This is a genomic window from Occallatibacter sp. FHG110214_02 (assembly GCF_059115385.1).
Map to the genome: position 1 here is coordinate 22,112 of NZ_JBZYWK010000050.1, position 21,993 is coordinate 44,104.

Consider the following 21,993-nt stretch of genomic DNA (forward strand, 5'->3'; position numbering starts at 1 on the left):
CCTAGTCAAAGCACGATTGCCTTCAAGTTGATTTGCTGCTACAAATGATGCGGTCATTTAAGGAATGAACCTCAACGCAGATTTCAAATGGGGAGCAGGCAAGTGATTTAATAGATTCGTGCTTTGTTTTACACATGTATATGGATTTGTCTTGCATTAACCTATTCTCAACGGCTACGAAAACTGCAACGGCCCGTTGACAGAAGGATTACCTGCCATATGCCAAAGGCCAGACTGAAATTCGTGGACCTCTTCTGTGGGGCTGGTGGCTTAAGCCTGGGACTCAAGCGTGCGGGTTTCACTCCAGTAGTTGCATTGGATTTCGATCCATACGCAACAAAAACCTTCAAATATAATTTCCCCCAAGTTCCGGTAATTACATCTGATATAAGGCAGTTCGATTGGAAGTCACATAAAGGGCAGATTGACCTTGTTGCTGGTGGTCCTCCGTGCCAGCCATTTTCTGTTGCTGGTGACCAAAAGGCTGCAACGGATTCAAGGGACATGCTACCTGAGTTTGTCCGAGCTGTTCGTGAATTGCAGCCTCGAGCTTTTTTGTTAGAAAACGTGGCAGGGCTTGCGTCCAAACGACACAGAGCTTATTTTCTCAGCAAGCTAGATGATCTCGCAGAACTTGACTATGAGGTCAAATTTGAAATCCTAAACGCCGCCGATTTTGGTGTTCCTCAAGATCGCAAGCGAGTAATTGCAATTGGATTCCGCAAAGGGCAGTTCCAATTTCCTGCTCCTCTATATGGTCCAAAAGGAAAAGCTCCATATAGAACATCAAGACAGGCTTTGCTGCATGTCCCTCATGATGAGTCCAATCGTGCCATTGTCACGTATGCGAAAAAGCCTGTTCTCCGCCCAAGCCCATTTGCGGGCATGCTGGTTAACGGCGGCGGGCGGCCGATTGATCTGGATCGACCATCACAAACGATACCCGCATCAGCGGGAGGCAATAGGACGCACATAGTTGATCGTAGGTGCTTGTTGGTTGAATACCATCATTACCTGCTGGCTGGTGGCCAACCCCGCACAGGCCTTGTGAAAGGAGTGAGGAGGCTAACAGTGCGTGAATCTGCGCGGTTGCAATCCTTTCCAGACGAGTTTGAGTTTGCTGGAGAACGCAGTGCCCAGTACCGTCAGGTGGGGAATGCAGTTCCTCCGCTATTTAGTGAGGCTGTCGGAAGGGCAATTTATCAAAATTTCTGATGTTGACTTATAGTCCGTAGACCTAAAGTCTGCACGGGGTGAAGATTGCCATCGTGCCCCTGAATCATAACCAACTTGTCCGGCAACATTTCGGTGGCAAGCTCCGGTCTCTTCGTATTGCTCAAGGATTGAGCCAGGAGAAGCTCGGTGAGCTAGCCGAGTTGGATAGGACGTACATCAGCAGTGTTGAGCGTGGGCGACGGAATGTCTCCCTTGACGCGATGACTCGCTTAGCAAAGGCGCTTCATGTCTCCCCTGCGGTTTTCTTTGATTCTCCTTCGAATACAGGTGCTGAGATTGGAGCGCACCGCAAATGAGAGGCCTGATCCGGCAGTCACTTCGTATTCTCCAGTTGCCGATTCAAGTTAGTAGCGAATTGGCTGCATGCAGAGCGCTTGCGCGTTTCTTGAAACAACGGTCCATTCTTTACGAGGATTCATTGACTTGGACCCGTCTCGAATTGACGTTATGGAAGGAAAGCGGAAATCCAAGCATTGATCTTGGTAACGCCATTGAAGCGATTCTGTCAGTTGAACATGCAAATGGGGCCATACTCAATAGTGCTGAATATTTCAATTCGCACAAGCGTCTTTGCCTTGAGCACGGGCTTGACCACGATGAAAGCACAGCGTTTCTTAGTCATTTCAACCTAGCAATAGGCCTGGCACAGGCACACAGATTTACGGCAGCTCGCTTGGCGCAGGTTCTAAGCAGCATCGATACAAGAGTTCGCTTCAGCAGACAAAGTGTCTCGCAGTCGATCAGCGAACTTGCCCTTCATTCCCAAATAAGCATTGATCAACTTGACCGAGTATGGGAAAGAGATAGGAGTTTTGAGGGGGTCTTCTTTGCTGATGCTGACTTAATTGCTAGCGCCGAAATTGCCGGTGATGCTGCTTCGGCTCTTGGCTTCAGAGGCGACCTGAGAGGCGCATTGCTGACACTAGCATCAGCGGGAGAACCTGAGAGGTATATCCCTTACATTCAGATTCTGCATTTTCAGTGTGTAATTTTGGAATATTTCGATCACTCAATTCTCGATCTCTATGAATTTAAACCGCGCGGGCAAACAGTGAATAACCTATTAACACGTTATCCAGCAAATCTCGTTTCCGCTGGCAATCCATTCCTTAATAATGCCAAATCTGTTGGTGTCATGGATAGCTTCTGGGTGGAAAGCAAAAAGCCCGCAGAGCGTCCCGGCGCTCGCGCGTTGTTCACGTTGCTTTCAGCCATAGACGAGATGAGCTATACCGCTCGTAGAGAGTTGGCGATGATTGTTCGCTCATGGATCATGCGATTCATTCGCCTATCAGGAGATGTCGCAACTCAATTGCCTGAGACTTTAACAGCCCAACAGACGCAGCAACTCTTAACTTTTATTGGGCATGCTAATACCAGCTCTCTAGGGATTCTTGAGCAGCGGTGTCTCGACGCAATTGTATCTCTTCAGCATCCCGATGGAGCATGGAAGCAACGGGGCCGAGGAGATGCGGTTAATGCAACGAACATCAGTCGCAAGAAGCTCGGAGATTGTGATTTTCAAAATGGCGCTACCCGTCAAATTATTGCGTATGAAGCGCACGGAGGAACTCTTTCGAGCGTATATATACAGGAGCACTTGCACACGCTAAGAAAAGTAGTACCTCTCCGCAAGCCTGAATTGGAATCGGTAGCGCCCGTTGAAGAATGGCAGGTCACTGTACGTTTCTTTGCACATGAACTAAATGCGGATTTACCAGATCCCGTAACGATTGATGGTCTATCGATCAACTTTGAGTTGGCAACTTTCAGCGATCTTTTCGCAATTGTCACTATAGATAACGCGGTGATTGAAGGATTTACAAATTGGTTCTTGCCTCCACTTCGTGCGCGAAGGACGCCAGATAACATCCGAGTCAAAGTTCTTACTCAGCTATCCTGAGGTGCTTGGCGAATTGTCCAACGCTGAGAAACTCACCCCTCCCCCTGGGGTACGTTTTGGCGGTAGCGGTTCTAAATGCAATCTCCTTGCTCTGCGCAACTGTGCTAACAACGATTTGATGCATTCGGCCAAATCATCTTTTATAGAGTGTTCCCAGAATTCAATTACTGTCCATCCCTTTTGACGGTATTCGATGCGAACGCATGAATCTCTTTCTACGTTTCGAGCTATTTTAGGCTCCCAATATTCTGTATGCGATTTTGGGGGTCTAAAGTGCTGCGGGCATTTGTGCCAAAAGCACGAATCAAGAAACACCACGCATCCGCGGTTCGGAAATGCAAAGTCCGGTGAGCCCAGCCATTTAGGATGAGATATGAAAGAAAATCTCGACTGGCGCAGCCTTTCCTCAAAGGCGCGTTCTATAGATGTATCGCGGCTTCGTATGGCGGCCATGGTCTTGCTGCGAGTTTGGGCTGAAATAATATCCATGCCGAACTATGCCTAACAGCATTAAACCTCAGGTTGAGTGTTTTTGCAGCCGCTCATTGCCTGTTAATTTTTGCAATGGTGCCGGTATCAATTTCTACAACTTGTGCCGAGTGGACAAGATGATATGCCTCGTTCAGAACGGCAGCATTGATGAAATGGGTATTCTGCCTATCTCGCTTTCCTCGAAACTCTCCATGGCCGCCATGAATATGCCCAAAGATGTGCAACCGCGGCTTTATGCGTTTTACTACGATGGACAATTCTTCGCAGCCCAAGTGGATTTCTCCAGGCCGAATGCAGTCCAAGATGCCGAAGGGAGGACCGTGTGTTAACAAGACATCCGTATCACCAGGGATCATGTTCCAATATCTTCGGATGATCGCTCCACGCTCTACATTGAAGGCCCAGTTGTTGAATGCCGGCTGGACGGGCGAACCCCAGAACTTCAGCCCCAGTACTTCCGTGCCAGAGTTTTCGAGATAGATGGCGTTCGTGAGCTGTGATTGCGCGAGTCCTGGGGCGCGCTCAAACAGGACATCGTGGTTCCCGGCAATGACAACCTTGAACGGATGGGGTTGCTCTCCGAGCCAGCGGTCGAATTCGGCAATCTCCGCCAACCTGCGACCGGTATGCATGAAGTCGCCAGCATGAACGAGGATGTCGCCTTCTGGCACCTGCAGTCGAGAATGCTGTCCATGGGTGTCACTAATACAGACGATTTTGATAGGTACAGCCATTCTATTGAGACCGCCATTTTTTGAAGGCCCGCCACCATCTCAGCTTAGGTTTAATCGCATCCTGTGTTTTCGCACGCACTTCAGGCGGAGTCTCTAAGCTGCCAAAGTAGCCTTGCTTCGCATGACGATCATGAAGCCGGCCTCGCTCAATCCGTTCCTGACTCCACTGAGTAGTCCAACTAATTTGATTGTTTATTATCCAGTAATGCGACTTGCAGGGAAAGCTCCAATTACCAATCGAAGGGGCAAATGAGATGGACTTCCCATCGAAGATGAGCTTCCAGTCTGTGGGCCGGATCGGCGTTACAACTTTGTTCCTACAGCCGCAGCAGCACAGGTGCGATGCTGTGGCGAAACGGATCGAAACATAAATCGTTCCCTGTTCCAGTTCATCTGGGATGAACTCAACAAATTGATGCTTGAGGATAGCGTCTCGGATCATTGCAACCGGTCCTCATTAAGTAAAAGATTTGTGTCGATGCTGAATTGGCTATGGTGTTCGGATTTTAGGTCGCGGTAGAATCCGAACAGCTTTTTCCATTTGATAACTGCAAGAGCTGCATTCAATGCATTAAGGTCGGCGATCTGGATGTTGCGGTTATAGTCATTGTGGCCTAGCGCATCCTCAAATGACACTCTACTGCGAAAATGGTCACGCTTCTGCGCAGTACTGGTAGTGACTCGCACGATACCGCCTAGCTTGTTGTCATCCAACTGGATACCCATGCCCACGTCAGTGAAGGGTATATTAAATTCTTCAAGTTTTTCGACAATCAATTTCTTCGGGCTATTCTTATCAAGGCACACAAAAACAAAGTCCATGCCTCGTAACTCTTCTACATTAGCGGCGTCGAGATAAACCGGATGATCGACAATGTCGCGGTGCATCTTTCCGTAGAGACTTTTGAAATAGGTGGTTTTGTGCGGTTGCGCATTCAGTTCATCGCCCGACGGTGCACCGGGTGAGCGGAATGCATTGTGCTGAAAGAACGTATCGCCATCATAGAGATGGATTTCCTTGACGGGGGTTTTAGCGACTAAATCAAGCACATAGGAGCCAGTGCCACCAAGACCCAGGATGGCGATCTTCCTGAGTGCCAGCTTTTTCGTGACCGTAACAATCTCCGCCCTGCTGGACGCAGTGTCTGTATAGTTAAACGGCTCATCGTTATCTTCTTCCGGCCCGATCAGCGGATGGGTTTGGGCTGTGATTGCTGTATCGATTCGGCGCGCGGGGCCAGAGATGATGGCGATGTACGTCTTTACCTGGGCATAGTAATCGGGGTAGGCGTTGTCCGGCTTGGGCTTGGCCGAGAACGAGTGACTGACGGTAACGCCGTCGGCAAGAGAGCGTGTCTGGCTCACGTGTTTGATCTTCGCTATTTCTGAGCCATCCTCATTGCAAGGATAGTCCCCTGAAAAGTACGCGACGTGGGTATCAGGCTTGACGGTCTGATCGTTCGCAAGCACTAGCTTGATGACCAAGATGCCACGCTTGATCTGCTTGCTCGCGTTGACGTATGGAACGTCCTTCACCAGCAGGCAGCCCGAGCGCACTTCTAGGTTGAACCCTTCGTCGCGTAACCTTTTCAGGTCAGCACTATGACTTATCGGTCGCTGTGACATTGAAAATCATCCAGTCCTTTACTTTGACTGTTTGTCCTTCCTTCAGCGATCCTTGCGGATTCACGCGCGGGCCGTCCTCGTAGGAAACGGTGTATAAGATGTTGGTTCCCTCCGGCGGTGTCGGAAAGGCTAGCTTGACTATTTCATTGAAGGTAACAGTCTTTGAGGTAACTACCTTTTTCTGACCGTTCACAATGATAGTGAATTGTTTAGGCTGCTCCGGCCCGCTGTGAAAATGTTCATCCTCTCTCAAATGAATCGGCTCCGGTTCATTCGGCACGGCCTGATCTTCTCGGTCGCCTCCGACCTCTCGGAAGAGTTCGTGACCTGGCTGGACATGCCCGAGCGCGTAAAGCGCCTCGCCGGTGGTTGGGTTCAGTGACACATATGGTTTCTGATCGATATGAATGCGGACGTGGTGTTGAGGTTCGTGCTGTTCCACTGATGTCTCCTTTCGTTATAGGCCGCACGGGTTCAGCGAGAGTAGATTGTCGTTCCAGTCGCCGTCAGCGTGGGTTCTGAGGTAAGGCACACGGCCCGCAGGGTATACCACCCCGACGTCGGAACGCTTGCCGTTATAGGGATCGATCACGAAGAACGTATTGGTTTTCGTCTCGATGCTCTGGATGACCTGCTCGCGCGTCCATTTCCAACCGGCGACGGAATTGCCCAGATGGGTGATGTGTTCATGCGCGCTCTGCGGGTTTGGCTTGGTGATACAGGTGACCCTTACTTCTGCCATGCTCCGATTCCTTTCCGGCGAGTGCCATCGAAAGTTGACTTCAATACCACTATACCAAAATCTGCGGATTTGAGTACTGCTACACGAAAAAAATTATCCGAATAAGTCTGCCGTGCGCTGCGTACCGGAATCCGTTAAAATTCCCTTTTTTAGCAAGCGGACGCGAGCAGCGTCCCGCGAAGTCTGGAAGCCTGAGGCGATCGCAGTGACCAGTCTCTGGCCAGGTTCCGACTGAAGCGACATGTTGTTGTAAAGCAGGTTGTTCTCCGCCCTGAACCGCTGCACCGCGTCGAAAAGGGCGCTCACTGGCATCAGAATTGCGCCGCAGGCGTATCCGGCCTGCCATTCCATCCAATCACGCTCCGGCGCACCTACGATTGTGTCCCGGTGGCATTTATTGCCCTGCGTGGTATGCGCCTGCTCGAAAAGCGAGCCAGAAGTGCCGTGGCTATCTTCGAACATGAAGCGGTGAAAATGAACATGGCCGTATTCATGGGTTAGTGTTGTTCGCAGTCGGTTTTCCAAGTGCGACGCATTGAGCACGTCGTCAATTTTAACGACTGGCCGTTTACCCGAAACGAACTCAGTGACGCCCTCAACGCCTTCTCCCTCGCTTGACAAGTCGGCATAGCTGTCAAGATCAGCCTGTTCCTCGATCAAGACGGTGAGATCGTCCGTCTTGATCGGGAACTCAGCCCGGCCATACCTTGTGTGGAGAAAGGCTAGGATGACACGTTCGCACTCGGAGTCCAGCTCTTCGGGGAGGTAGTGAGGGCGCTTCGCGAACCGTCCCGTCCTGTCGGTTACCCACTTCACTGTTAGCTGCCTTTCACGGTACGGCGAAACGCCTTAAACGCTTCCTCTACTTTGCCAGGCTGAGTGGAGGCCATCTTCATCACGTCGCTAGGGATCGTGCCTGCGGCGAGGCATAGCGTGTCCTTGTCGCATCCAAGTAGTTTTGCCATCTGTCCAATCAGAAACTCCGACGGCGGATTCCTGCGGTCATGCTCGATGTCGTTCAAATACTGTGGCGAGATTGCTTGGCCATCTTCTTTCATGACCTTGGCGGCGAGTTCCTTCTGGCTCATGCCCTTGGCCTTACGCGCTTCTGAGAGTAATGCCCCGAACGTCTTCATATGTTTCACCACTATTATTATCCGCTGATTTGGGAATCAAGGGAACTATGTGCTCAGCCTATGCAAGAACACTGAACTTGCGTCATTGCCTTGTTGTGCTCGCAAGCTCAACAACGATGGGTGGATTAAGGGTTTTCCCGTTCAGCAGGGCGCAGTTGACCATGTGGGTACCGCTGGGGCCGGGTTCCTGGCCGTAGCCGCCGTGGACATGGCCAAAGATGTGCAGACGCGGTTTCACCCGCAGAATAGCACGGGTTAGCTCCTGGCAGCCTAGATGTTCGCCTGCGATATTGTCTTTGTCCAGCACGCGGAACGGCGGGCCGTGTGTAATGAGAACATCAGTTCCGTCCGGTACGCGGTCCCAGTATTTACGGCTGGCGGCCCCGCGCTCGACGGCGAACGCCATGTGGCCGAGAACTGGCGTGATCGGACAACCCCAGAAGTGAAGACCCTCCACAGTGACGCCGGAGTTTTCGAGATAGATAGCATTACTCAGTTCGGCACGGGCGGCTTTCGGTTCCGACTGGAAAACCATATCATGATTACCGGCTATAACAATGCGGTGTCGATGTGGCAAGTTGCCAAGCCACCTATTGAAATCCAGTATTGACTCAATCGAGTGTCCATAGGCCATGAAGTCACCGGCATGAATAAGGATGTCGCCGTCAGGAACGATCAGATGGCGATGATAGCCGTGTGTATCACTGATGCAGACTATTTTGAGACGCTGCGGCTGGTTTATTTTGCTGGTTTCAGTGGCAGTAGATGATCTGCGCTTTGGGCTCATTGCTGCTCCTTTTGCTAATAATTGCAGTAGATTTTTACTGCATTTGCAGTACAGTTCTACTGCATGATTTTCTTTCTTTGAGATACCAAAAATGGCAGGCCACGGGTTACATGGCCGGTTATCGTGATAGCGAACGCCGTCTTGGTCCCCGATGATGATTCTGCTGCGCACGTTCTTCTAGTCGCTGAGCGTGACGTTCAAGCGCTGCAATAACTTCAGCACCTGATCGTAATGAACTTCTAAGACGCTCATTTCCTGCATGGCCGATTTGTATTGACTCATCAAGGATTCGGATAACTCGTTGCAAGCCTTCATACAGGCTATGTGCTCTTCTGATATTTGCTTGTGCCGCGCGTCGAACTCCGCTGCGAATTGCTTCAACGAGCTCAAAAGCAACTGCTCCAACTCGTTTGTCAGGGCCATGTGTGCTTACTCCAAGGGCTTGCAAGGTTGAAGAATTACTGTAGTTGTCTTCAGCGTTGACGATTTGTCGAGAGTCCCCATCCGGCATAGTAGCCAAGATGGATCGTCCACTACCAGGTAGGTTTTGCCGCCCTCCTGCCTGCGGGACATCCGTACCCGCTCCCGGTGTTCCACTCGAAACCAAAGCAGACAGAACGCGATCATCGCCAGGCAAACTATCGCTGTAGACAAAAGCGGGAGCTTCAGCATCCATAGCATTCGTCGGGTTTGGATGATCGTGCTTTTCTGAATCTGTAAGGCTTGTTCGCTGAAGGCTGTGTTGAGACTTGCGAACACGTTTGCGATTGCGTTCTTCTCGGCGCAGAGTAAGCCATTCAAGTCGCTCTCGAAGCTCTCGAAGGCTTCTTTCTCGATCTTCTGCGCTTGGCTGGCGTGCTCTGCTCGCTTCGTCTGCAAAAGCGCTCTCAAATCGGTAGTCTTCCTGGCAGATTGCTCCTTTAAGTCGGAATCGTTCATGTTTTTCCTCTCCATACTGGACTGTTATGTAGTCTTTGCCCCGGCGCGGCACTTTGACTTCAAGCTCGTTCTCAAGGAACTCAATAACGTCATTCCGGGTTTGCAAATCGCCGCTCACGCACTTTTCTTCCAGGAATGCCATTAACTCGGCTGCGTTGTCTTTCCCTTCCCGTGGAACCCAACGGCCAACTGTGACAATGCGGCGACGGCTCGGGTCCTGGGGATCGGAAAGTCCGTGCAGCAGGTTGTGGTAGCTCTGCCATGTGGCGAAGCGAGCCCGGTCCTTGGGGTCGTAGTATGGCTCCAACCGCTTGCCGGTATCCAGATCGACATTGGGGATGACCCAGTGAAGCTCAAACCGCGAATGTTCCGCGTGCAGAACCCAAAGCCAGCAGGTGCTATCTTTCTGCACTCCAGGCAGGACCATGTGCTCAAAACTATCCATGAGGGACTGACGGAGTTCTGAAGTAAGCAGCTTGGACTCCTCCGGGGAAAAGCTGATGACGCCGGAGGTATAGCGCTGTTTGAAGCTTACAGAGTCGATCAGAGACTTGGTCAGTTCTGGATCACCTCGTAGCAGCTCCGGAGCCACGACACGGGTTATGTGCTCGTGGTTCTTGCTGTCCAGAAGGTAATCAACCGGCCCGCGTGCGGAAGAGCCTTTAGCTGCTCCGTGTGGGAAGATTTTCACAAGCACGCTTGACCTCCTCTGGAATTGAACTGACTTCTGAGCGAATCGCGGCCAGAGCAAGCCGAATCTCGGTAACATCGATGGCCTGGCCCGCGATGGAATCCGTATTGACCTGCCGTGCAATTTGGTTGAGATTGTTGCCTATTTTTGCGACAGCGCGCACAAGCGGAGCGATGGCGGCATCGATGTTCCTGACGCGCTTTTGACGTGCGAGTATGGCTGCAGGAATGGGCTGGCCAAGCCCCAGACTACGCAGCCAGCTCGAGACAGGCGCATCACCTGCGCGCGCTTTGAGTGCCGCTTTTTCATCGGGACTCAGCCAGATATTCAGGCTGATGTTCCGGGCCTTTTTGCCACGATTACGCGCGATGGCCATGCCGTTGCCTCTGCGGTTGGGGTTCCGAGGGGAGGCGCAGCCTATCCCCCGGCCAGGCCGCATGAGACGCATAAGCGGATACATGCGTGTCCTGGCTAGTTCTTAAGAGATATGTGGGTGGTCCATCCCATGTTGATGATTTGGTGAGCAGGATTTTCGACTTGAGTGCCAGAAGACAATCAATGGGCATCGGTTTGCTCCTCCTTGCGGATAAGCTCGTCGATGGTCAGATACTTAATCGCGGCAATGTCGAGGGCAAGAGTTTGAATAGCTCGACTGATTGGCCCGGCGTATTTTTCGCCAACGTGTTTGAACTCGTGGCTAGGTACGCAGACCAAGAGAATGCGGTCAGAGCAGTTCGCAAACTGTATCGGTTTGAGCCACGTTTCGTAAGCGTGGGTGGGGATGTGGTGCCGGATGTTGCCAAGAATTTGCTGCCATTCGTTGTTTGCCGGCAAGCCGTGAAGAGAACTTAAAAAAGCTGCATGTTTGATAGCCTGCTTTTCACGCGCTGTTTCGTTGGACTGCTGAGCTTCTGCAGCAAGGCGCTCTGCACGGACTGCTACGACGAGATCAGAACAGGATGCCTTTAGAACGGCTACAGGGTTCTTGATGCCCTCCTGGGCTCGAATCTGGGCTACCTTGCGCTGTATGGCCGTTACAACGTCAGCGGTGGTGCAATCTGGGCAGAGAGCAATGGCAGATTCGATGATCTGTTCGGCAGCGGTCCTGTCACCGGGAAGAAATTCGCATATCGCAGCAACGACGGCGACGACATCGACGGCGCTCGTCGTCGTTTCCTTGTATTTATTCCTATATATATTTCCTTTAATAGATAGGGGTGACTTCATGACACCGGGGGGAGGTGTCACCAAGTCACCAGATGACATGAAGTCACCCGGTGACACGGTCGTATTTTCGGCGATGCCGACTGATTCATTGCTCTGCTCTGACTGCGATTTCCCACCGAGCTGACGTCCTGGGTTCATCGGATCAATCAATATGCGCGTGCGGTTGCCTAATACATGAGTAAATCCGAGTTTCCCCCAAATCTGACGGATGGCTTCGTAGCTCCGAACAATGTATTTGCATGGCTCAACGCTTCTATACGAAGGAGGCACGATTTCGATGACTCTTTTCTCAGACAACTCGTGCAGGACACGCTGACAGGTGCGCTTGGATAGGCCTGTTTTAGCAGCGATTTCTGGAATGCTTGGTTTGAATACGCGGCCTTCTGCATCCCTCTCCTCAGCGAAAAGAAACTGATAAACAGCTTGCTCAGAAGCGTTCAACCCCTGCTGTACTCTTTCCATCTCTACCGGCGCTCTCGAATGTCGCAGCGGTGCTTTTTTCTTATGAGTAGCTTTCGTGTCACCGGGTGACTTTATGTCATCCGGTGACTTCACGACACCGGGCGACACGAGCATCAATCGTGGATTAGTATTCGCGGCTGGGGTTGGCAGAATGGGCTCAACCATTGTTTTGAGTACGTCATCCAAGCCACTCAGACTCGGGCCAGCCATGGCCTCCTGTACACTCAGGGGCTGCAAACGGCGCTTTGTACGGGCATCACTCTTAACGGCTTTCTGCACAGGGGAGGGCTCCGATATTGAGCGCGTAGCAAGCCTGGATGTAATCGCTATACGCTTTGCAATTTGAGTCGTAATCAGCTAGGAATTGTTGACTCCTCGCAGCCTTGGGCACAGTTGCGTCCGTGCGGATTGCCGGAAGAAGGGGGATACCTTGCTGTCTGCTCAGGTCTTCCAGCCCCTGCAGAACGAGTTCTGTCATTACCATTCGCCGGTGTACCATGACCGGCAAAATTGCCAGTGTGCGAATGTCGGTTTTTAGGAGATGGTTCAGACTTTTTGCGGTTTCGATGGATGCACCCGCGCCCTGGAAGCTCAGGATGTCCATCGAGACCGGAACAACCAGGCGCTCTGTGTAGACCATTGCACAGGTCTGAATCTGCGTAATGGACGGACTTACGTCGATAACTACAAGGTCGTATGGAGCATCCACCTGCGCGAAGAGATTTTTGAGCACCATTTCCCGCGCCAACATGCCCGTTAGAACTGCCTCCGCCTGTGCTGTTTTGCGGTTTGAGCAGATAACGTGCAGATTCTTGCGAGGCTCAACAACGCAATCCTCAAAGACGACACCGCCAACAATAAAGTCATACAGGTGATGTTTGGGCGATAGGCCGAGCACTGTGCCAATCGAGCCCTGCGGATCGGCGTCAATGAGCAGCGTGGAGACTCCCTGATCCGCAGCCATAGCTGCAATATTGATTGCCGTAGTTGTCTTTCCTACGCCGCCGCGCTGATTTGAGATGGTGATTCTTGTTGTCATTGCCAATCGCGCCTCCGCGGTGCTGGCGATTTGGCACCGACTTGCGGGATTTTCTCAAGATCACTGGCGCGAATCATGGTGCGTCCGCCGATTTTGACACGCGTCAACTTGCCCTGACTGAGCCAGGCATACAGGGTCCATTTACTAAGTCCTCCAAGTCGCGCTGCTGCGACCTGAACAGATAACAACTCGTCCATGTAGTGCTCCTTTCAAACAAAGGCTTACAACTGGTTGCAGTTTGAAGGAGGGCAGTTTTAATCCGTTGGTACTTTCGTAACGACGGATTAAAAATTACTGCGTCGTGCATCGTATAACACTGATTATGTGTGGTATATCTAAATCCGACATGAGTGGCGAAGAAGAGATGCGGTTAGTCTGGGAGCACAAGGATTCCACTTCAGATGAGCGGGCGCGAAGGCGCGCGAGAGGTCGCCTCACTCTCCAGTCCCAAATGCTTGCCGACCACTTGAATGAGGGGTTGCCGCCAGAATTCTGGGCAGTTTTTGACTTGGCAATGTCAATTCAAGTGGAACGGAAGTCACTCGCTGCGCCAGGAGTGAGAGAACGCGATAGTTTTGAACCTCGTGTTTTCGAGCAATGGGAATCGCTTCGTGCTCTGAACGACAGACTGGCACCGTTCAAGTTTCATTTGCAAGTAGTTCACTATGTGGACGGAAGCTATGGAGAGGAGATGGTGCCCGAGTTTGAACTGCCTGACGCAATTCCTATTTCTTATCGGAGATTGATTATTTGGACATTGGAATTGCTCAGTGCAAACCGACTCGACAGAATTCGCCGCTGTTCATGCTGCAACAAATGGATTGCAGCTATACGCGATGACAATAGGTTTTGTTCGATTGCGTGCCGACAACGGGATTTTGAAAACCGCCCAGAAAAGCGGGAACAGAGAAACGCTGTTCGGCGGAAAAGCTATCGAAATTCGGCGGAACGGGAAAAGAACTTCTTCTCTCGAAATGGCCGAAAGAAAATTGGGGGCCATAAATGAGCAAAAGTGCAGATGGCGTTTACACGCGACCTGATCGTGAGGGTTATTGGATTTCATGGACGGACGCTCAGGGCCGGCGTCGGTTCCGAAAAACAAATGCACAAACGCTATCGCAGGCTCGCTCTGCAAGAGCGGCAGAACTGCTCCGAGTGGAACACGCGAAGGTGCTGGGATTCACGCCGCCGGGGAAAGAAACATTGTCCGAGCTTGCTCCGCGATACTTGGCGCATCAAAAAGCTCGCGTGAGCCATACTGCATACGTCCGCGAAAAGGGAATTCTGGAAGACCACCTGCAGCCTGCTTTTCCGGGACCTATCGCATCGATCCGCCGTGGCGACATTCAGCGGTACATTACCAAACGCTCCGGAATTGTTTCGGCGTATAGCGTGCAAAAGGAACTGAACAGCCTGAAGCATTTGCTGCGGATGGCTATGGAGTGGGAAATTATTCCAGTCAATCCTGCACAGGGGATCAAACCGCCGCGCGTGCCTGCTGGTCGAATCCGGTATTTGCAGCCCGGCGAGCTGAAAGCTGTAACGGAAGCGTGCCCGGAATGGTTGCAGCCGATTGTGGTTATAGCAGCGTGCACGGGGATGAGACGCTCCGAAATTCTCGGACTGCGGTGGCTGGATATTGATTTCAAAAATAACCGTGTTCTGCTACCGCAGACAAAAAACGGCGAGGGCCGAATTGTTTACTTGAACAAAATGGCCGTTGCAGCGCTCGAATCTGTAGTTCCAGAGAAAAAGCCGCAACCAACAGCGCGGCCATTTGGTGAATTCACCGGAGCGCACGTCAGTATGACATTTTCCCGTATTTGTGCGCGGCTCGAAATTCACGACTTCCGATTTCATGATCTACGCCACACCGCTGCAAGCTGGCTACGGATGCAGGGGGCTGATATCCATACTGTCGCGCTGCTACTCGGCCACAAGGATTTACGAATGGCCGCGCGGTATCAGCACCTCTCCCCAACATTTCTCTCCGAGGCAGTCGGTAGACTGGATGGTGTGTTCGGCCAGCTTGAGAGCTTGCCCGCGACCACGAACTAGAAATTTAGAACAGGGAACAAGGATGGTGCTGACGATGAGAACAGTAGTTATCGCAATTCTCGCGGCAAGTGTACCGACGCTGGCCTTTATCGTGCAGGCTGTGCTACATAGGCACTACACCGACCGGCTCGACAAAAAGCTCATGCGAATGGCGGCGACGTTCCACGAGGGTGTGCAGCAGATCATGAGGCTGAATGATAACCGAGCCTAAACGTTGAGCAGCGTCTAATTTCTGGAGAGCCTATGAGCAACGAGCCTTACACTGCCGCTGATCTCAGCCTGCTTGCTAACCTGCCGATAGGTGAGCACGTCTTCACCGAGGCTGACCGCGCTCGTCTGGACGAGTTGGGAACAATCATCAAAGCAACAGATCGCTACGACCCGCCGCCGCCCGAAGAGGCCCACCTGTATGCCCAGGGAGTGTGCGATGTGGACGGCCCCGATGGTTCCATAATTGACCGCAAGCCCTTCTGGTATCGAAAGGCCGAAACCGAAGAGTTTTGGCGGCTGCGTTTCAAAGAGCACACTTGGCGGGATGCGTAGTGCGCGAACTGGCCAAGCAGTATGTCTCCGGCGAGTTGAGTCGATAGGAATTCCTTACCATGCTGTAGGCGAGATTGTGTATCGAAGAAAGTAGTGTGCGCGCCAGTATTATCAAAGAAATACGTTACCCAGGCGTTACCAGAATTTCGGCCCGGCAATGATATTTCCTGTAAGTAATTGATTCTAATTGGCGTCCCCGACGGGATTCGAACCCGTGTTATCGCCGTGAAAGGGCGGTGTCCTAGGCCGGGCTAGACGACGGGGACGCGGTTGGGATGGCTGCGAGGGCTGGTTGGTCGGTTGTACGACGGATCGTCCCAAGGCCAGAGGGCTGACTGCGTGGCCGCAGATGCCCATCTACAAAATTATCAATTTTATGGGGGTATGTCAAAGAGACAGGGGACGGGGTACAGGGCGCAGGGTACGTGCTGCGGGCAGGGTTTTGTGGTGCTTGAAACTGGCGGGGCGGGTTGTGCGTATCTTTGGATACCTTTTCTGTGCCTGGGTGCGTGGAGATGGGCAAGTTCATGAGAGTTTTGCGACAATGGACCGTCCCCGGAATATGAGTTGCTGTTGCTGAACCGGATCGACTGAGTGGCAGCGATGAGTGAGAGAAGTCCTGTCTGAAGTGACGATAGTGAGGGTATCTATTTTGTTGAAGCGTGTTGGGAAGCTTAGCGGAATGATTGTGATGGGCATGGCGGTGGCCGGGTGTCATAAGCAGGCGGCTGCTCCGGCGGCGCAGGGTGGCGGTGCGCAGGCGATGCCGGTGCGGACGGTGGCGGTGTCGATGGCTCCGGTGGCGCAGGCGAGTGAGTATGTTGCGACAGTCAAGTCCCGGCGCTCGGCGACGCTGCAGCCGCAGGTGGATGGGCGGTTGACGGGGATTCATTCGCATTCGGGTGACCATGTGAAGGCTGGGCAGGTGCTGATGACGATTGATCCGCTGCACCAGCAGGCCACCGTGGATGCGCAGAAGGCGACGGAGCTGCAGAAGAAGGCAGTTTACGACTACAACGTGCGTGAGATTGACCGGCAGAAGAAGCTGTTTGACGCCGGCATTACGAGCCGCGATGTGTATGAGCAGGCCGAGCAGTCTTACGAGAACTCGAAGGCTGATTATGAGAGTTCGGTGGCGCAGCGCAAGACAGCGGAAGAGCAGCTTGCTTACTACACGATTCGCGCGCCGTTTGATGGGGTGGTTGGCGATATTCCCGTGCACGTGGGCGATTATGTTTCGGCTACGACGATGCTGACGACGGTGGATGAGAACAAAGATCTCGAAGCCTATATTTATGTGCCGACGGAGCGGGCGACGGATCTGCGGCAGGGGCTTGCGGTGGATTTGACCGATACGAATGGGAATCTGCTGGAGAAGACGAGCATCAATTTCCTTTCGCCGCAGGTGGATTCGACAGTGCAGGGCGTGCTGGTGAAAGCTCCCGTTCACTCAAGCCTGGAGAAGGTGCGGACGGCGCAGCTTGTGAAGGCTCGCGTGATATGGCAGACCAAGCCGATGCCTGTGGTTCCGGTGCTGGCGGTGACGCGGCAGGGCGTGCAGAGCTTTGTGTATGTGGCGAAGGAGCAGCAGGGGCATTATTTTGCCACGCAGGTTCCAGTGACGCTGGGCGATGTGGTGGGCAACAACTATGCCGTGACCGCGGGCCTGAGCGAGGGCGATAAGGTGATTGTTTCGGCTACTCAGTTCCTGGTGAATGGAATGCCGGTGATGCTGCTGCCCAGCTAAAAATCCGGTCGCGTGATTTGGCCATGAAACCTGGCCGCGAACCCATGCACGACACGATAAGGAAGGCTCGCTTTGGTAGATTTTTTTATTCATCGGCCGGTATTTGCTACGGTCTGCGCACTGCTGATTATTCTTGCGGGCGCGGTTTGTATTCCGACGCTTCCGATTGCGATGTATCCGCAGTTGGCGCCGCCGCAGGTGACGGTTACGAGCAGCTATGTGGGTGCGAATGCGGATACCGTTGAGAAGGCTGTGACGATTCCTCTCGAAGAGGCTATTAACGGCGTTGAGGGAATGCGGTATATCAACTCGTCGAGCACGAACAGCGGCGTGAGTACGATTACGGTAACTTTCCAGACGGGCTACAGCATGGACATTGGCGCGGTGGACGTGCAGAACCGCGTAGCCAGCGTGTCCGGGCGGTTGCCTTCTGCTGTGAACCAGGCCGGCATTTCGATTACCAAGGCAAACAGCAACTTTGTCTTTGGCGCGGGCTTTTATACGAAGGATGGGCGCTACTCGTCGGAGTTTTTATCGAACTACCTGGACGTTTATGTGAAGGATGCGCTGAAGCGCGTTCCGGGTGTGGGCGATGTGATGATCTTTGGCGAGCGCAAATATGCGATGCGCGTATGGCTTGATCCGGCGAAGCTGGCGACGCGGAATTTGACTGCGGCAGACGTAGTGAATGCGCTGGGCGAGCAGAACGTGGAGATTCCCGCAGGCCAGCTTGGACAGCCGCCATCGGATAACGGGCAGGCATACCAGGTACCAGTGCGCGTGGTGGGCAGGCTGAGCAGTCCGCAGGAGTTCGACAACATTATTGTGAAGAACTCGGCGAACGGGCTGGTGCTGCTGAAGGATGTGGGGCACAGCGAAGTTGGCGCGGAGGACTATAGCTCGTCGCTGAAGTTTATGGGGCACGATGCAATGGGCATCGGTGTGCAGCAGCTTGCAACGGCTAATGCGCTGGAGGTGGATAAAGAGGCGCGAGCGATGTTGGATAAGCTGTCGAAGAGTTTTCCGCCGGGGCTGGAATATGCGATTGCCTTTGACGGAACGACGGTGGTTGGCGACTCGATTCATGAAGTGATTACGACGCTGGTGGAAGCGATTGTGATTGTGATTGTCGTGATCTTCATGTTCCTGTTGGACTGGAGAGCGACGATTATTCCGGCGGTGACGATTCCGGTTTCGCTTGTCGGTACGTTTGCGTTTATCAAGCTGTTCGGGTTCTCGATCAACACGCTGACGTTGTTTGGCATTACGCTGGCGACGGGACTTGTTGTAGACGACGCGATTGTGGTGATTGAGAATGTGCAGCGGCACATGCACCTTGAGCACTCGGACCCGCACCTGGCGGCTTCGCGCGCAATGCACGAGGTGACAAGTGCGGTAATTGCGACGTCGCTGGTGCTGATTGCGGTGTTTGTGCCAGTGTCATTCTTTCCGGGGACGACGGGTATTCTGTACCGGCAGTTTTCGCTGACGATTGCGTTCTCGATTGCGATTTCTGCGTTTAATGCGCTGACGCTTTCCCCGGCGTTGTCGGCATTGTTTTTGCGTGGTGAGGAAGAACGTCCGAAGCAGTTGGACTTTTTGCACATTGCTCCGTTGTCCAAGGCGTTTGCCTCGTTCATTCATGGCGCGGATGCGTTGATTCAGTGGATGGGGAGCACGTATGCGCGCATGGTTCACGTGGCACTGCGGTTGCGCTATCTGCTGTTGCTCATCTTCTTTGTGGGGCTCGGCGTGACGGCGTGGATGTACCGCGTGGTGCCGACGGGATTTATTCCGCAGGAAGACCAGAACTTTCTGATGGTGATTGTGCAGGCGCCTCCGGGCTCGTCGCTGGCGTATACAACGTCGCTTGCTGACCGCGCGAATGCGATTATCGCGCAGGACCCGGATATTGCGGGTGCGTTTGCGGTTATGGGCTTTAGCTTCTCTGGTGCTGCATCGAATGCGGGCTTGATGTTTGTGGCAACGAAGCCGTCCGCAGAGCGCAAGGCCAAGGGGCACTCGGCAAAAGATATTGTGGCGCGGCTTGGGCCGAAGCTGCAGATGCTGATGTTTGCGCCGGATGGCGGTCTGGTGGCGATGATTGAGCCGCCGGCTGTGCAGGGTGTGGGCAGCGTGGGCGGATTCCAGTTCATGCTGCAGGACACGGGACAGAATACGGTGGCCGATTTAGACCGCGTGGCGCACCAGATTGTGAATTCTGCCGGAGCGCATAAAGAGCTGACGAGCGTGCTGACGCAGTTCTCTGCAAATGACCCGCAGGTGCTGGTGACGATTGACCGCGAGAAGGCGAAGGCGTTGAATATTTCGCTCTCGCAGATTACTTCGACGCTGGGCGTCTTCATGGGCTCGCAGTATGTGAATGATTTCGACTTCAACAACCGAACGTATCGCGTATATGCGCAGGCGGATCAAGGCTTTCGCATGAACGCGAGCAATCTGCATGCGTTCTATGTTCGGTCGGACTCAGGAACGATGGTGCCGCTGGACAACATTGTGAAGGTGACTAACAACGCAGGTCCGCCGGTCATCAATCACTACAATCTTTTCCGCGCTGTGGAAATTGATGGCTCGTCGGCGCCGGGGTATAGCTCCAGCGCGAGCATCAACGCGATGGAAGACCTGGCGAAGCAGAGCATGATGCCGGGAATGACGTATCAGTGGACTGGCCTGACGCTGGATGAAATTGAATCGAGCGGTAAGGCAATCATCATCTTCGGACTCGGCATCCTGGTTGTGTACCTGACGCTTTCCGCGCAGTATGAAAGCTTTGCGCTGCCGTTCATTATCTTGTTGGCGGTGCCGATGGCGGTGCTGGGCGCGCTGGGTGCAGTGTGGTGGCGCGGGCTATCGAATGACGTGTATTGCCAGATTGGATTGGTGATGCTGATTGGCCTCTCGGCAAAGAACTCGATTCTGATTGTGGAGTTTGCCGAGCAGCTCCGCAAGCAGGGGCGTTCCGTTGTGGAGGCTGCGATTGAGGCGTCGGAGTTGCGACTGCGTCCGATTCTGATGACATCGTTCGCGTTTATTCTTGGCGTGCTGCCGCTGGCATTTGCAACAGGCGCGGGCGCGTTGGGGCGGCGTTCTGTGGGTACCACGATTGTGGGCGGCATGCTGCTTTCAACTGTACTGAATCTCTTCTTTATTCCTGTGCTGTATGTGATTTTGAGCAGGATATTGGGAGCGAAGGCAGGCAAGGCGGAGTCAGAGCCGGCGCACGCCTAAAACATTGCGCAAGCGCTACTCCCGGTGCGCGATGATGTAATCCTTGATGCGCTGATAGACACTGGCAGGAAGAATGCCGTGCTCTATCAGCTCATTTTTTGCGCGATAAGGACGGAAACGCACGATGCGGTTGGCCCAGATGCGCGTGATGCCGGGGGCTTTCATGAGCTGTTCGACGGTTGAGTGATTGATGTCGATGCGGTCTTCTGGCGCAATGGTGATATGCGCGGAAGGAGCGTGCTGTGTCTGCGGCAGCGCGGGCTGGGCTGCGCATAGAAGCGCGAAGAAGAAGATGGCAAGGGGGCGCACGCTTTCATTGTGCGACAGAGGGCGGCGGCTCGCAAGAGCATGATGCGCGGGGCACGTGACAGGTTGTTGCGTGGGCGCGCTGTGAGAATCGGCGCAAATCTGCAAGAATAGCTGCATGGCAACTACACCGCATTCTTCTGCGGCCGGGCCAGATATAAAAGAACGTATTCTGACACGGCCACGCCTTATATCGATAATTATTTTTTCTGTTCTGCTTATTCTTTGCCTGGTGTTTGCGTGGGTGACACGCGACGCCATGCGCAGCCTGCCGAGACTGAGGGGCAAGCTGAGAACCGGCACTTCCCTTGTTGACCAGAGCCCATGGCAGACGGCGCAGGCGCTGACTCCGCTGGCTGTGAGCACGGAAGAGATTCGGTATGCGCGCGAAGCGGAACGGCTGGCGGACCATGCCGTGGATCAGGCATTTGCCGCGGCGCTGCGTGAGGCTACGCTGAGAGCGCAAAATACCACGCTGACCGGCCCCGCGCTGGCGCTGGCCCAGAAGGTTACACAACTGGAACAGGCAGTGGCGCAGGACCAGACGCTGGTGAAGCAGTTGGCGGCGGCGCAGAGCACTGCAGGCGCGGCGGCTGGACAGAATCCACAGGGCGGCCAACAAAGCGGGCAATCGAGCAGCGGAAGCGATCTTGATATTGCGAAGGCGCAATTGTCCCTGGATTCGGATGAGTTGACGGATGCCAGGCAAGATGTGGCACGGGCGTCAGGAGATGTTCGTCCTCAGATTGAAGATGAGCTGGGTGCACGCAATGCGGCGATGAAGAAGTATGACGCCGAAGACCATGCGACCGGCGAGACCGCTGTGATGAACGCGGCGAAGTATGCCACGTTGGCAGGCAGAGTCGGCGCGTGGTTCAAGCAGAGCTCGCGGCTGATGCTAATTGAGCAGGCCGCGGATGAGGCGCGTGCGGCAGCAACCAACCTGGCCAAGACGCAGAGCACGCTTGCGACGCAAGCAGGCTCACAAGCAAATGCGGCGGCCAGCAATGGAACGACACGGCTGGCTCGTATCCAGGCGGCAAGCCTGCGGCAGCAACTGGTGAGCATTTACGAAG

At 53.4% G+C, this 21,993-nt stretch carries 24 protein-coding genes, 1 tRNA gene and 1 pseudogene; 10 read left to right on the forward strand and 16 right to left on the reverse strand.

Features of this window, described 5'->3' with window-relative positions:
- The first annotated feature begins 219 nt into the window (after positions 1 to 219).
- Genes AC5S3R_RS20570 through AC5S3R_RS20580 form a run of 3 tightly spaced genes read left to right on the forward strand, consistent with a single transcriptional unit; the run spans position 220 to position 3,139 of the window.
- Positions 220 to 1,215 (forward strand): DNA cytosine methyltransferase, encoded by a 996-nt coding sequence (locus tag AC5S3R_RS20570; protein ID WP_494269076.1) that lies wholly within the window; start codon positions 220 to 222, stop codon positions 1,213 to 1,215.
- 53 nt (positions 1,216 to 1,268) lie between these two features.
- Complete coding sequence (locus AC5S3R_RS20575) at positions 1,269 to 1,532, forward strand: helix-turn-helix domain-containing protein (protein WP_494269099.1); 264 nt, start codon at positions 1,269 to 1,271, stop codon at positions 1,530 to 1,532.
- Positions 1,529 to 3,139, forward strand: a complete 1,611-nt coding sequence (locus AC5S3R_RS20580; RefSeq protein WP_494269077.1) for a hypothetical protein — start codon at positions 1,529 to 1,531, stop codon at positions 3,137 to 3,139. The genes AC5S3R_RS20575 and AC5S3R_RS20580 overlap by 4 nt, the downstream gene beginning before the upstream one ends.
- Here AC5S3R_RS20580 and AC5S3R_RS20585 read toward each other — a convergent pair.
- The 14 genes from AC5S3R_RS20585 to AC5S3R_RS20650 form a co-directional block, all read right to left on the reverse strand.
- Entirely contained in the window at positions 3,131 to 3,628 is a 498-nt protein-coding gene (locus tag AC5S3R_RS20585; RefSeq protein ID WP_494269078.1) for a very short patch repair endonuclease, read from the reverse strand. The genes AC5S3R_RS20580 and AC5S3R_RS20585 overlap by 9 nt on opposite strands.
- Positions 3,629 to 3,681: 53 nt before the next feature.
- A complete protein-coding gene (locus AC5S3R_RS20590) occupies positions 3,682 to 4,365 on the reverse strand; it encodes a metallophosphatase domain-containing protein (protein WP_494269079.1) in 684 nt (227 codons plus the stop codon).
- Between the two features lies 1 nt (position 4,366).
- The gene (locus tag AC5S3R_RS20595; RefSeq protein ID WP_494269080.1) at positions 4,367 to 4,807 is read right to left on the reverse strand and encodes a ubiquitination-like system serine protease family protein; all 441 of its coding nucleotides are present in this window, start codon (positions 4,805 to 4,807) and stop codon (positions 4,367 to 4,369) included.
- Positions 4,804 to 5,991 (reverse strand): ThiF family adenylyltransferase, encoded by a 1,188-nt coding sequence (locus AC5S3R_RS20600; RefSeq protein WP_494269081.1) that lies wholly within the window; start codon positions 5,989 to 5,991, stop codon positions 4,804 to 4,806. Before AC5S3R_RS20600 ends, AC5S3R_RS20595 begins: the two co-directional genes overlap by 4 nt.
- Positions 5,966 to 6,433 carry a multiubiquitin domain-containing protein gene (locus AC5S3R_RS20605; protein WP_494269082.1) on the reverse strand — a complete coding sequence of 156 codons (468 nt, stop codon included), beginning with the start codon at positions 6,431 to 6,433 and terminating at the stop codon, positions 5,966 to 5,968. Before AC5S3R_RS20605 ends, AC5S3R_RS20600 begins: the two co-directional genes overlap by 26 nt.
- A gap of 15 nt (positions 6,434 to 6,448) precedes the next feature.
- Complete coding sequence (locus AC5S3R_RS20610; RefSeq protein WP_494269083.1) at positions 6,449 to 6,733, reverse strand: DUF3892 domain-containing protein; 285 nt, start codon at positions 6,731 to 6,733, stop codon at positions 6,449 to 6,451.
- A gap of 93 nt (positions 6,734 to 6,826) precedes the next feature.
- On the reverse strand, positions 6,827 to 7,549 hold the full coding sequence (locus tag AC5S3R_RS20615; protein WP_494269084.1) for an ImmA/IrrE family metallo-endopeptidase: 723 nt from the start codon (positions 7,547 to 7,549) through the stop codon (positions 6,827 to 6,829).
- 2 nt (positions 7,550 to 7,551) lie between these two features.
- On the reverse strand, positions 7,552 to 7,869 hold the full coding sequence (locus tag AC5S3R_RS20620; protein ID WP_494269085.1) for a helix-turn-helix domain-containing protein: 318 nt from the start codon (positions 7,867 to 7,869) through the stop codon (positions 7,552 to 7,554).
- 82 nt (positions 7,870 to 7,951) lie between these two features.
- Positions 7,952 to 8,827: a metallophosphatase domain-containing protein gene (locus AC5S3R_RS20625; RefSeq protein WP_494269086.1), complete on the reverse strand. Its 876-nt coding sequence runs from the start codon at positions 8,825 to 8,827 to the stop codon at positions 7,952 to 7,954.
- Positions 8,775 to 10,292, reverse strand: coding sequence for a relaxase family protein (locus AC5S3R_RS20630; protein ID WP_494269087.1), 1,518 nt, complete (start codon positions 10,290 to 10,292; stop codon positions 8,775 to 8,777). Before AC5S3R_RS20630 ends, AC5S3R_RS20625 begins: the two co-directional genes overlap by 53 nt.
- Entirely contained in the window at positions 10,258 to 10,662 is a 405-nt protein-coding gene (locus tag AC5S3R_RS20635; RefSeq protein ID WP_494269088.1) for a plasmid mobilization protein, read from the reverse strand. The genes AC5S3R_RS20630 and AC5S3R_RS20635 overlap by 35 nt, the downstream gene beginning before the upstream one ends.
- Before the next feature lie 179 nt (positions 10,663 to 10,841).
- Entirely contained in the window at positions 10,842 to 12,254 is a 1,413-nt protein-coding gene (locus tag AC5S3R_RS20640; protein WP_494269089.1) for a DnaA N-terminal domain-containing protein, read from the reverse strand.
- Positions 12,238 to 13,014: a ParA family protein gene (locus tag AC5S3R_RS20645; protein ID WP_494269090.1), complete on the reverse strand. Its 777-nt coding sequence runs from the start codon at positions 13,012 to 13,014 to the stop codon at positions 12,238 to 12,240. Before AC5S3R_RS20645 ends, AC5S3R_RS20640 begins: the two co-directional genes overlap by 17 nt.
- Positions 13,011 to 13,211 carry a helix-turn-helix domain-containing protein gene (locus AC5S3R_RS20650; protein ID WP_494269091.1) on the reverse strand — a complete coding sequence of 67 codons (201 nt, stop codon included), beginning with the start codon at positions 13,209 to 13,211 and terminating at the stop codon, positions 13,011 to 13,013. The genes AC5S3R_RS20645 and AC5S3R_RS20650 overlap by 4 nt, the downstream gene beginning before the upstream one ends.
- A gap of 149 nt (positions 13,212 to 13,360) precedes the next feature.
- Here AC5S3R_RS20650 and AC5S3R_RS20655 point away from each other — a divergent pair, with 149 nt between their 5' ends.
- From AC5S3R_RS20655 to AC5S3R_RS20670, 4 genes are all read left to right on the forward strand, one after another.
- On the forward strand, positions 13,361 to 14,020 hold the full coding sequence (locus AC5S3R_RS20655) for a hypothetical protein (protein WP_494269092.1): 660 nt from the start codon (positions 13,361 to 13,363) through the stop codon (positions 14,018 to 14,020).
- A 164-nt stretch (positions 14,021 to 14,184) separates the two neighbouring features.
- A complete protein-coding gene (locus AC5S3R_RS20660; protein WP_494269093.1) occupies positions 14,185 to 15,072 on the forward strand; it encodes a tyrosine-type recombinase/integrase in 888 nt (295 codons plus the stop codon).
- A 34-nt stretch (positions 15,073 to 15,106) separates the two neighbouring features.
- The gene (locus tag AC5S3R_RS20665) at positions 15,107 to 15,283 is read left to right on the forward strand and encodes a hypothetical protein (RefSeq protein ID WP_494269094.1); all 177 of its coding nucleotides are present in this window, start codon (positions 15,107 to 15,109) and stop codon (positions 15,281 to 15,283) included.
- Positions 15,284 to 15,315: 32 nt separating this feature from the next.
- Positions 15,316 to 15,615, forward strand: a complete 300-nt coding sequence (locus tag AC5S3R_RS20670) for a hypothetical protein (RefSeq protein ID WP_494269095.1) — start codon at positions 15,316 to 15,318, stop codon at positions 15,613 to 15,615.
- A 188-nt stretch (positions 15,616 to 15,803) separates the two neighbouring features.
- Here AC5S3R_RS20670 and AC5S3R_RS20675 read toward each other — a convergent pair.
- Positions 15,804 to 15,881 (reverse strand) — tRNA-Glu (locus tag AC5S3R_RS20675).
- A 416-nt stretch (positions 15,882 to 16,297) separates the two neighbouring features.
- Between AC5S3R_RS20675 and AC5S3R_RS20680 the strand changes: the two genes are divergently transcribed.
- Positions 16,298 to 17,362 (forward strand): efflux RND transporter periplasmic adaptor subunit, encoded by a 1,065-nt coding sequence (locus tag AC5S3R_RS20680; RefSeq protein WP_494269096.1) that lies wholly within the window; start codon positions 16,298 to 16,300, stop codon positions 17,360 to 17,362.
- A 72-nt stretch (positions 17,363 to 17,434) separates the two neighbouring features.
- On the forward strand, positions 17,435 to 20,611 hold the full coding sequence (locus AC5S3R_RS20685; RefSeq protein WP_494269097.1) for an efflux RND transporter permease subunit: 3,177 nt from the start codon (positions 17,435 to 17,437) through the stop codon (positions 20,609 to 20,611).
- 15 nt (positions 20,612 to 20,626) lie between these two features.
- On the opposite strand, the gene AC5S3R_RS20690 is transcribed toward AC5S3R_RS20685, so the two are convergent.
- The gene (locus tag AC5S3R_RS20690) at positions 20,627 to 20,920 is read right to left on the reverse strand and encodes a ComEA family DNA-binding protein (RefSeq protein ID WP_494269098.1); all 294 of its coding nucleotides are present in this window, start codon (positions 20,918 to 20,920) and stop codon (positions 20,627 to 20,629) included.
- 241 nt (positions 20,921 to 21,161) lie between these two features.
- Between AC5S3R_RS20690 and AC5S3R_RS20695 the strand changes: the two are divergent.
- Positions 21,162 to 21,993 (forward strand): annotated as a pseudogene (locus tag AC5S3R_RS20695) (mechanosensitive ion channel domain-containing protein); the annotation flags it as partial.

What these genes read in the sequence shown, in the direction of transcription:
- AC5S3R_RS20570 (WP_494269076.1), top strand. Translation starts at nt 220, where the DNA reads ATGCCAAAGGCCAGACTGAAATTCGTGGACCTCTTCTGTGGGGCTGGT.
- AC5S3R_RS20580 (WP_494269077.1), top strand. Translation starts at nt 1,529, where the DNA reads ATGAGAGGCCTGATCCGGCAGTCACTTCGTATTCTCCAGTTGCCGATT.
- AC5S3R_RS20585 (WP_494269078.1), bottom strand. Translation starts at nt 3,628, where the DNA reads ATGGATATTATTTCAGCCCAAACTCGCAGCAAGACCATGGCCGCCATA.
- AC5S3R_RS20590 (WP_494269079.1), bottom strand. Translation starts at nt 4,365, where the DNA reads ATGGCTGTACCTATCAAAATCGTCTGTATTAGTGACACCCATGGACAG.
- AC5S3R_RS20595 (WP_494269080.1), bottom strand. Translation starts at nt 4,807, where the DNA reads ATGATCCGAGACGCTATCCTCAAGCATCAATTTGTTGAGTTCATCCCA.
- AC5S3R_RS20600 (WP_494269081.1), bottom strand. Translation starts at nt 5,991, where the DNA reads ATGTCACAGCGACCGATAAGTCATAGTGCTGACCTGAAAAGGTTACGC.
- AC5S3R_RS20610 (WP_494269083.1), bottom strand. Translation starts at nt 6,733, where the DNA reads ATGGCAGAAGTAAGGGTCACCTGTATCACCAAGCCAAACCCGCAGAGC.
- AC5S3R_RS20620 (WP_494269085.1), bottom strand. Translation starts at nt 7,869, where the DNA reads ATGAAGACGTTCGGGGCATTACTCTCAGAAGCGCGTAAGGCCAAGGGC.
- AC5S3R_RS20635 (WP_494269088.1), bottom strand. Translation starts at nt 10,662, where the DNA reads ATGGCCATCGCGCGTAATCGTGGCAAAAAGGCCCGGAACATCAGCCTG.
- AC5S3R_RS20645 (WP_494269090.1), bottom strand. Translation starts at nt 13,014, where the DNA reads ATGACAACAAGAATCACCATCTCAAATCAGCGCGGCGGCGTAGGAAAG.
- AC5S3R_RS20650 (WP_494269091.1), bottom strand. Translation starts at nt 13,211, where the DNA reads ATGGACGAGTTGTTATCTGTTCAGGTCGCAGCAGCGCGACTTGGAGGA.
- AC5S3R_RS20655 (WP_494269092.1), top strand. Translation starts at nt 13,361, where the DNA reads ATGAGTGGCGAAGAAGAGATGCGGTTAGTCTGGGAGCACAAGGATTCC.
- AC5S3R_RS20665 (WP_494269094.1), top strand. Translation starts at nt 15,107, where the DNA reads ATGAGAACAGTAGTTATCGCAATTCTCGCGGCAAGTGTACCGACGCTG.
- AC5S3R_RS20670 (WP_494269095.1), top strand. Translation starts at nt 15,316, where the DNA reads ATGAGCAACGAGCCTTACACTGCCGCTGATCTCAGCCTGCTTGCTAAC.
- AC5S3R_RS20680 (WP_494269096.1), top strand. Translation starts at nt 16,298, where the DNA reads ATGATTGTGATGGGCATGGCGGTGGCCGGGTGTCATAAGCAGGCGGCT.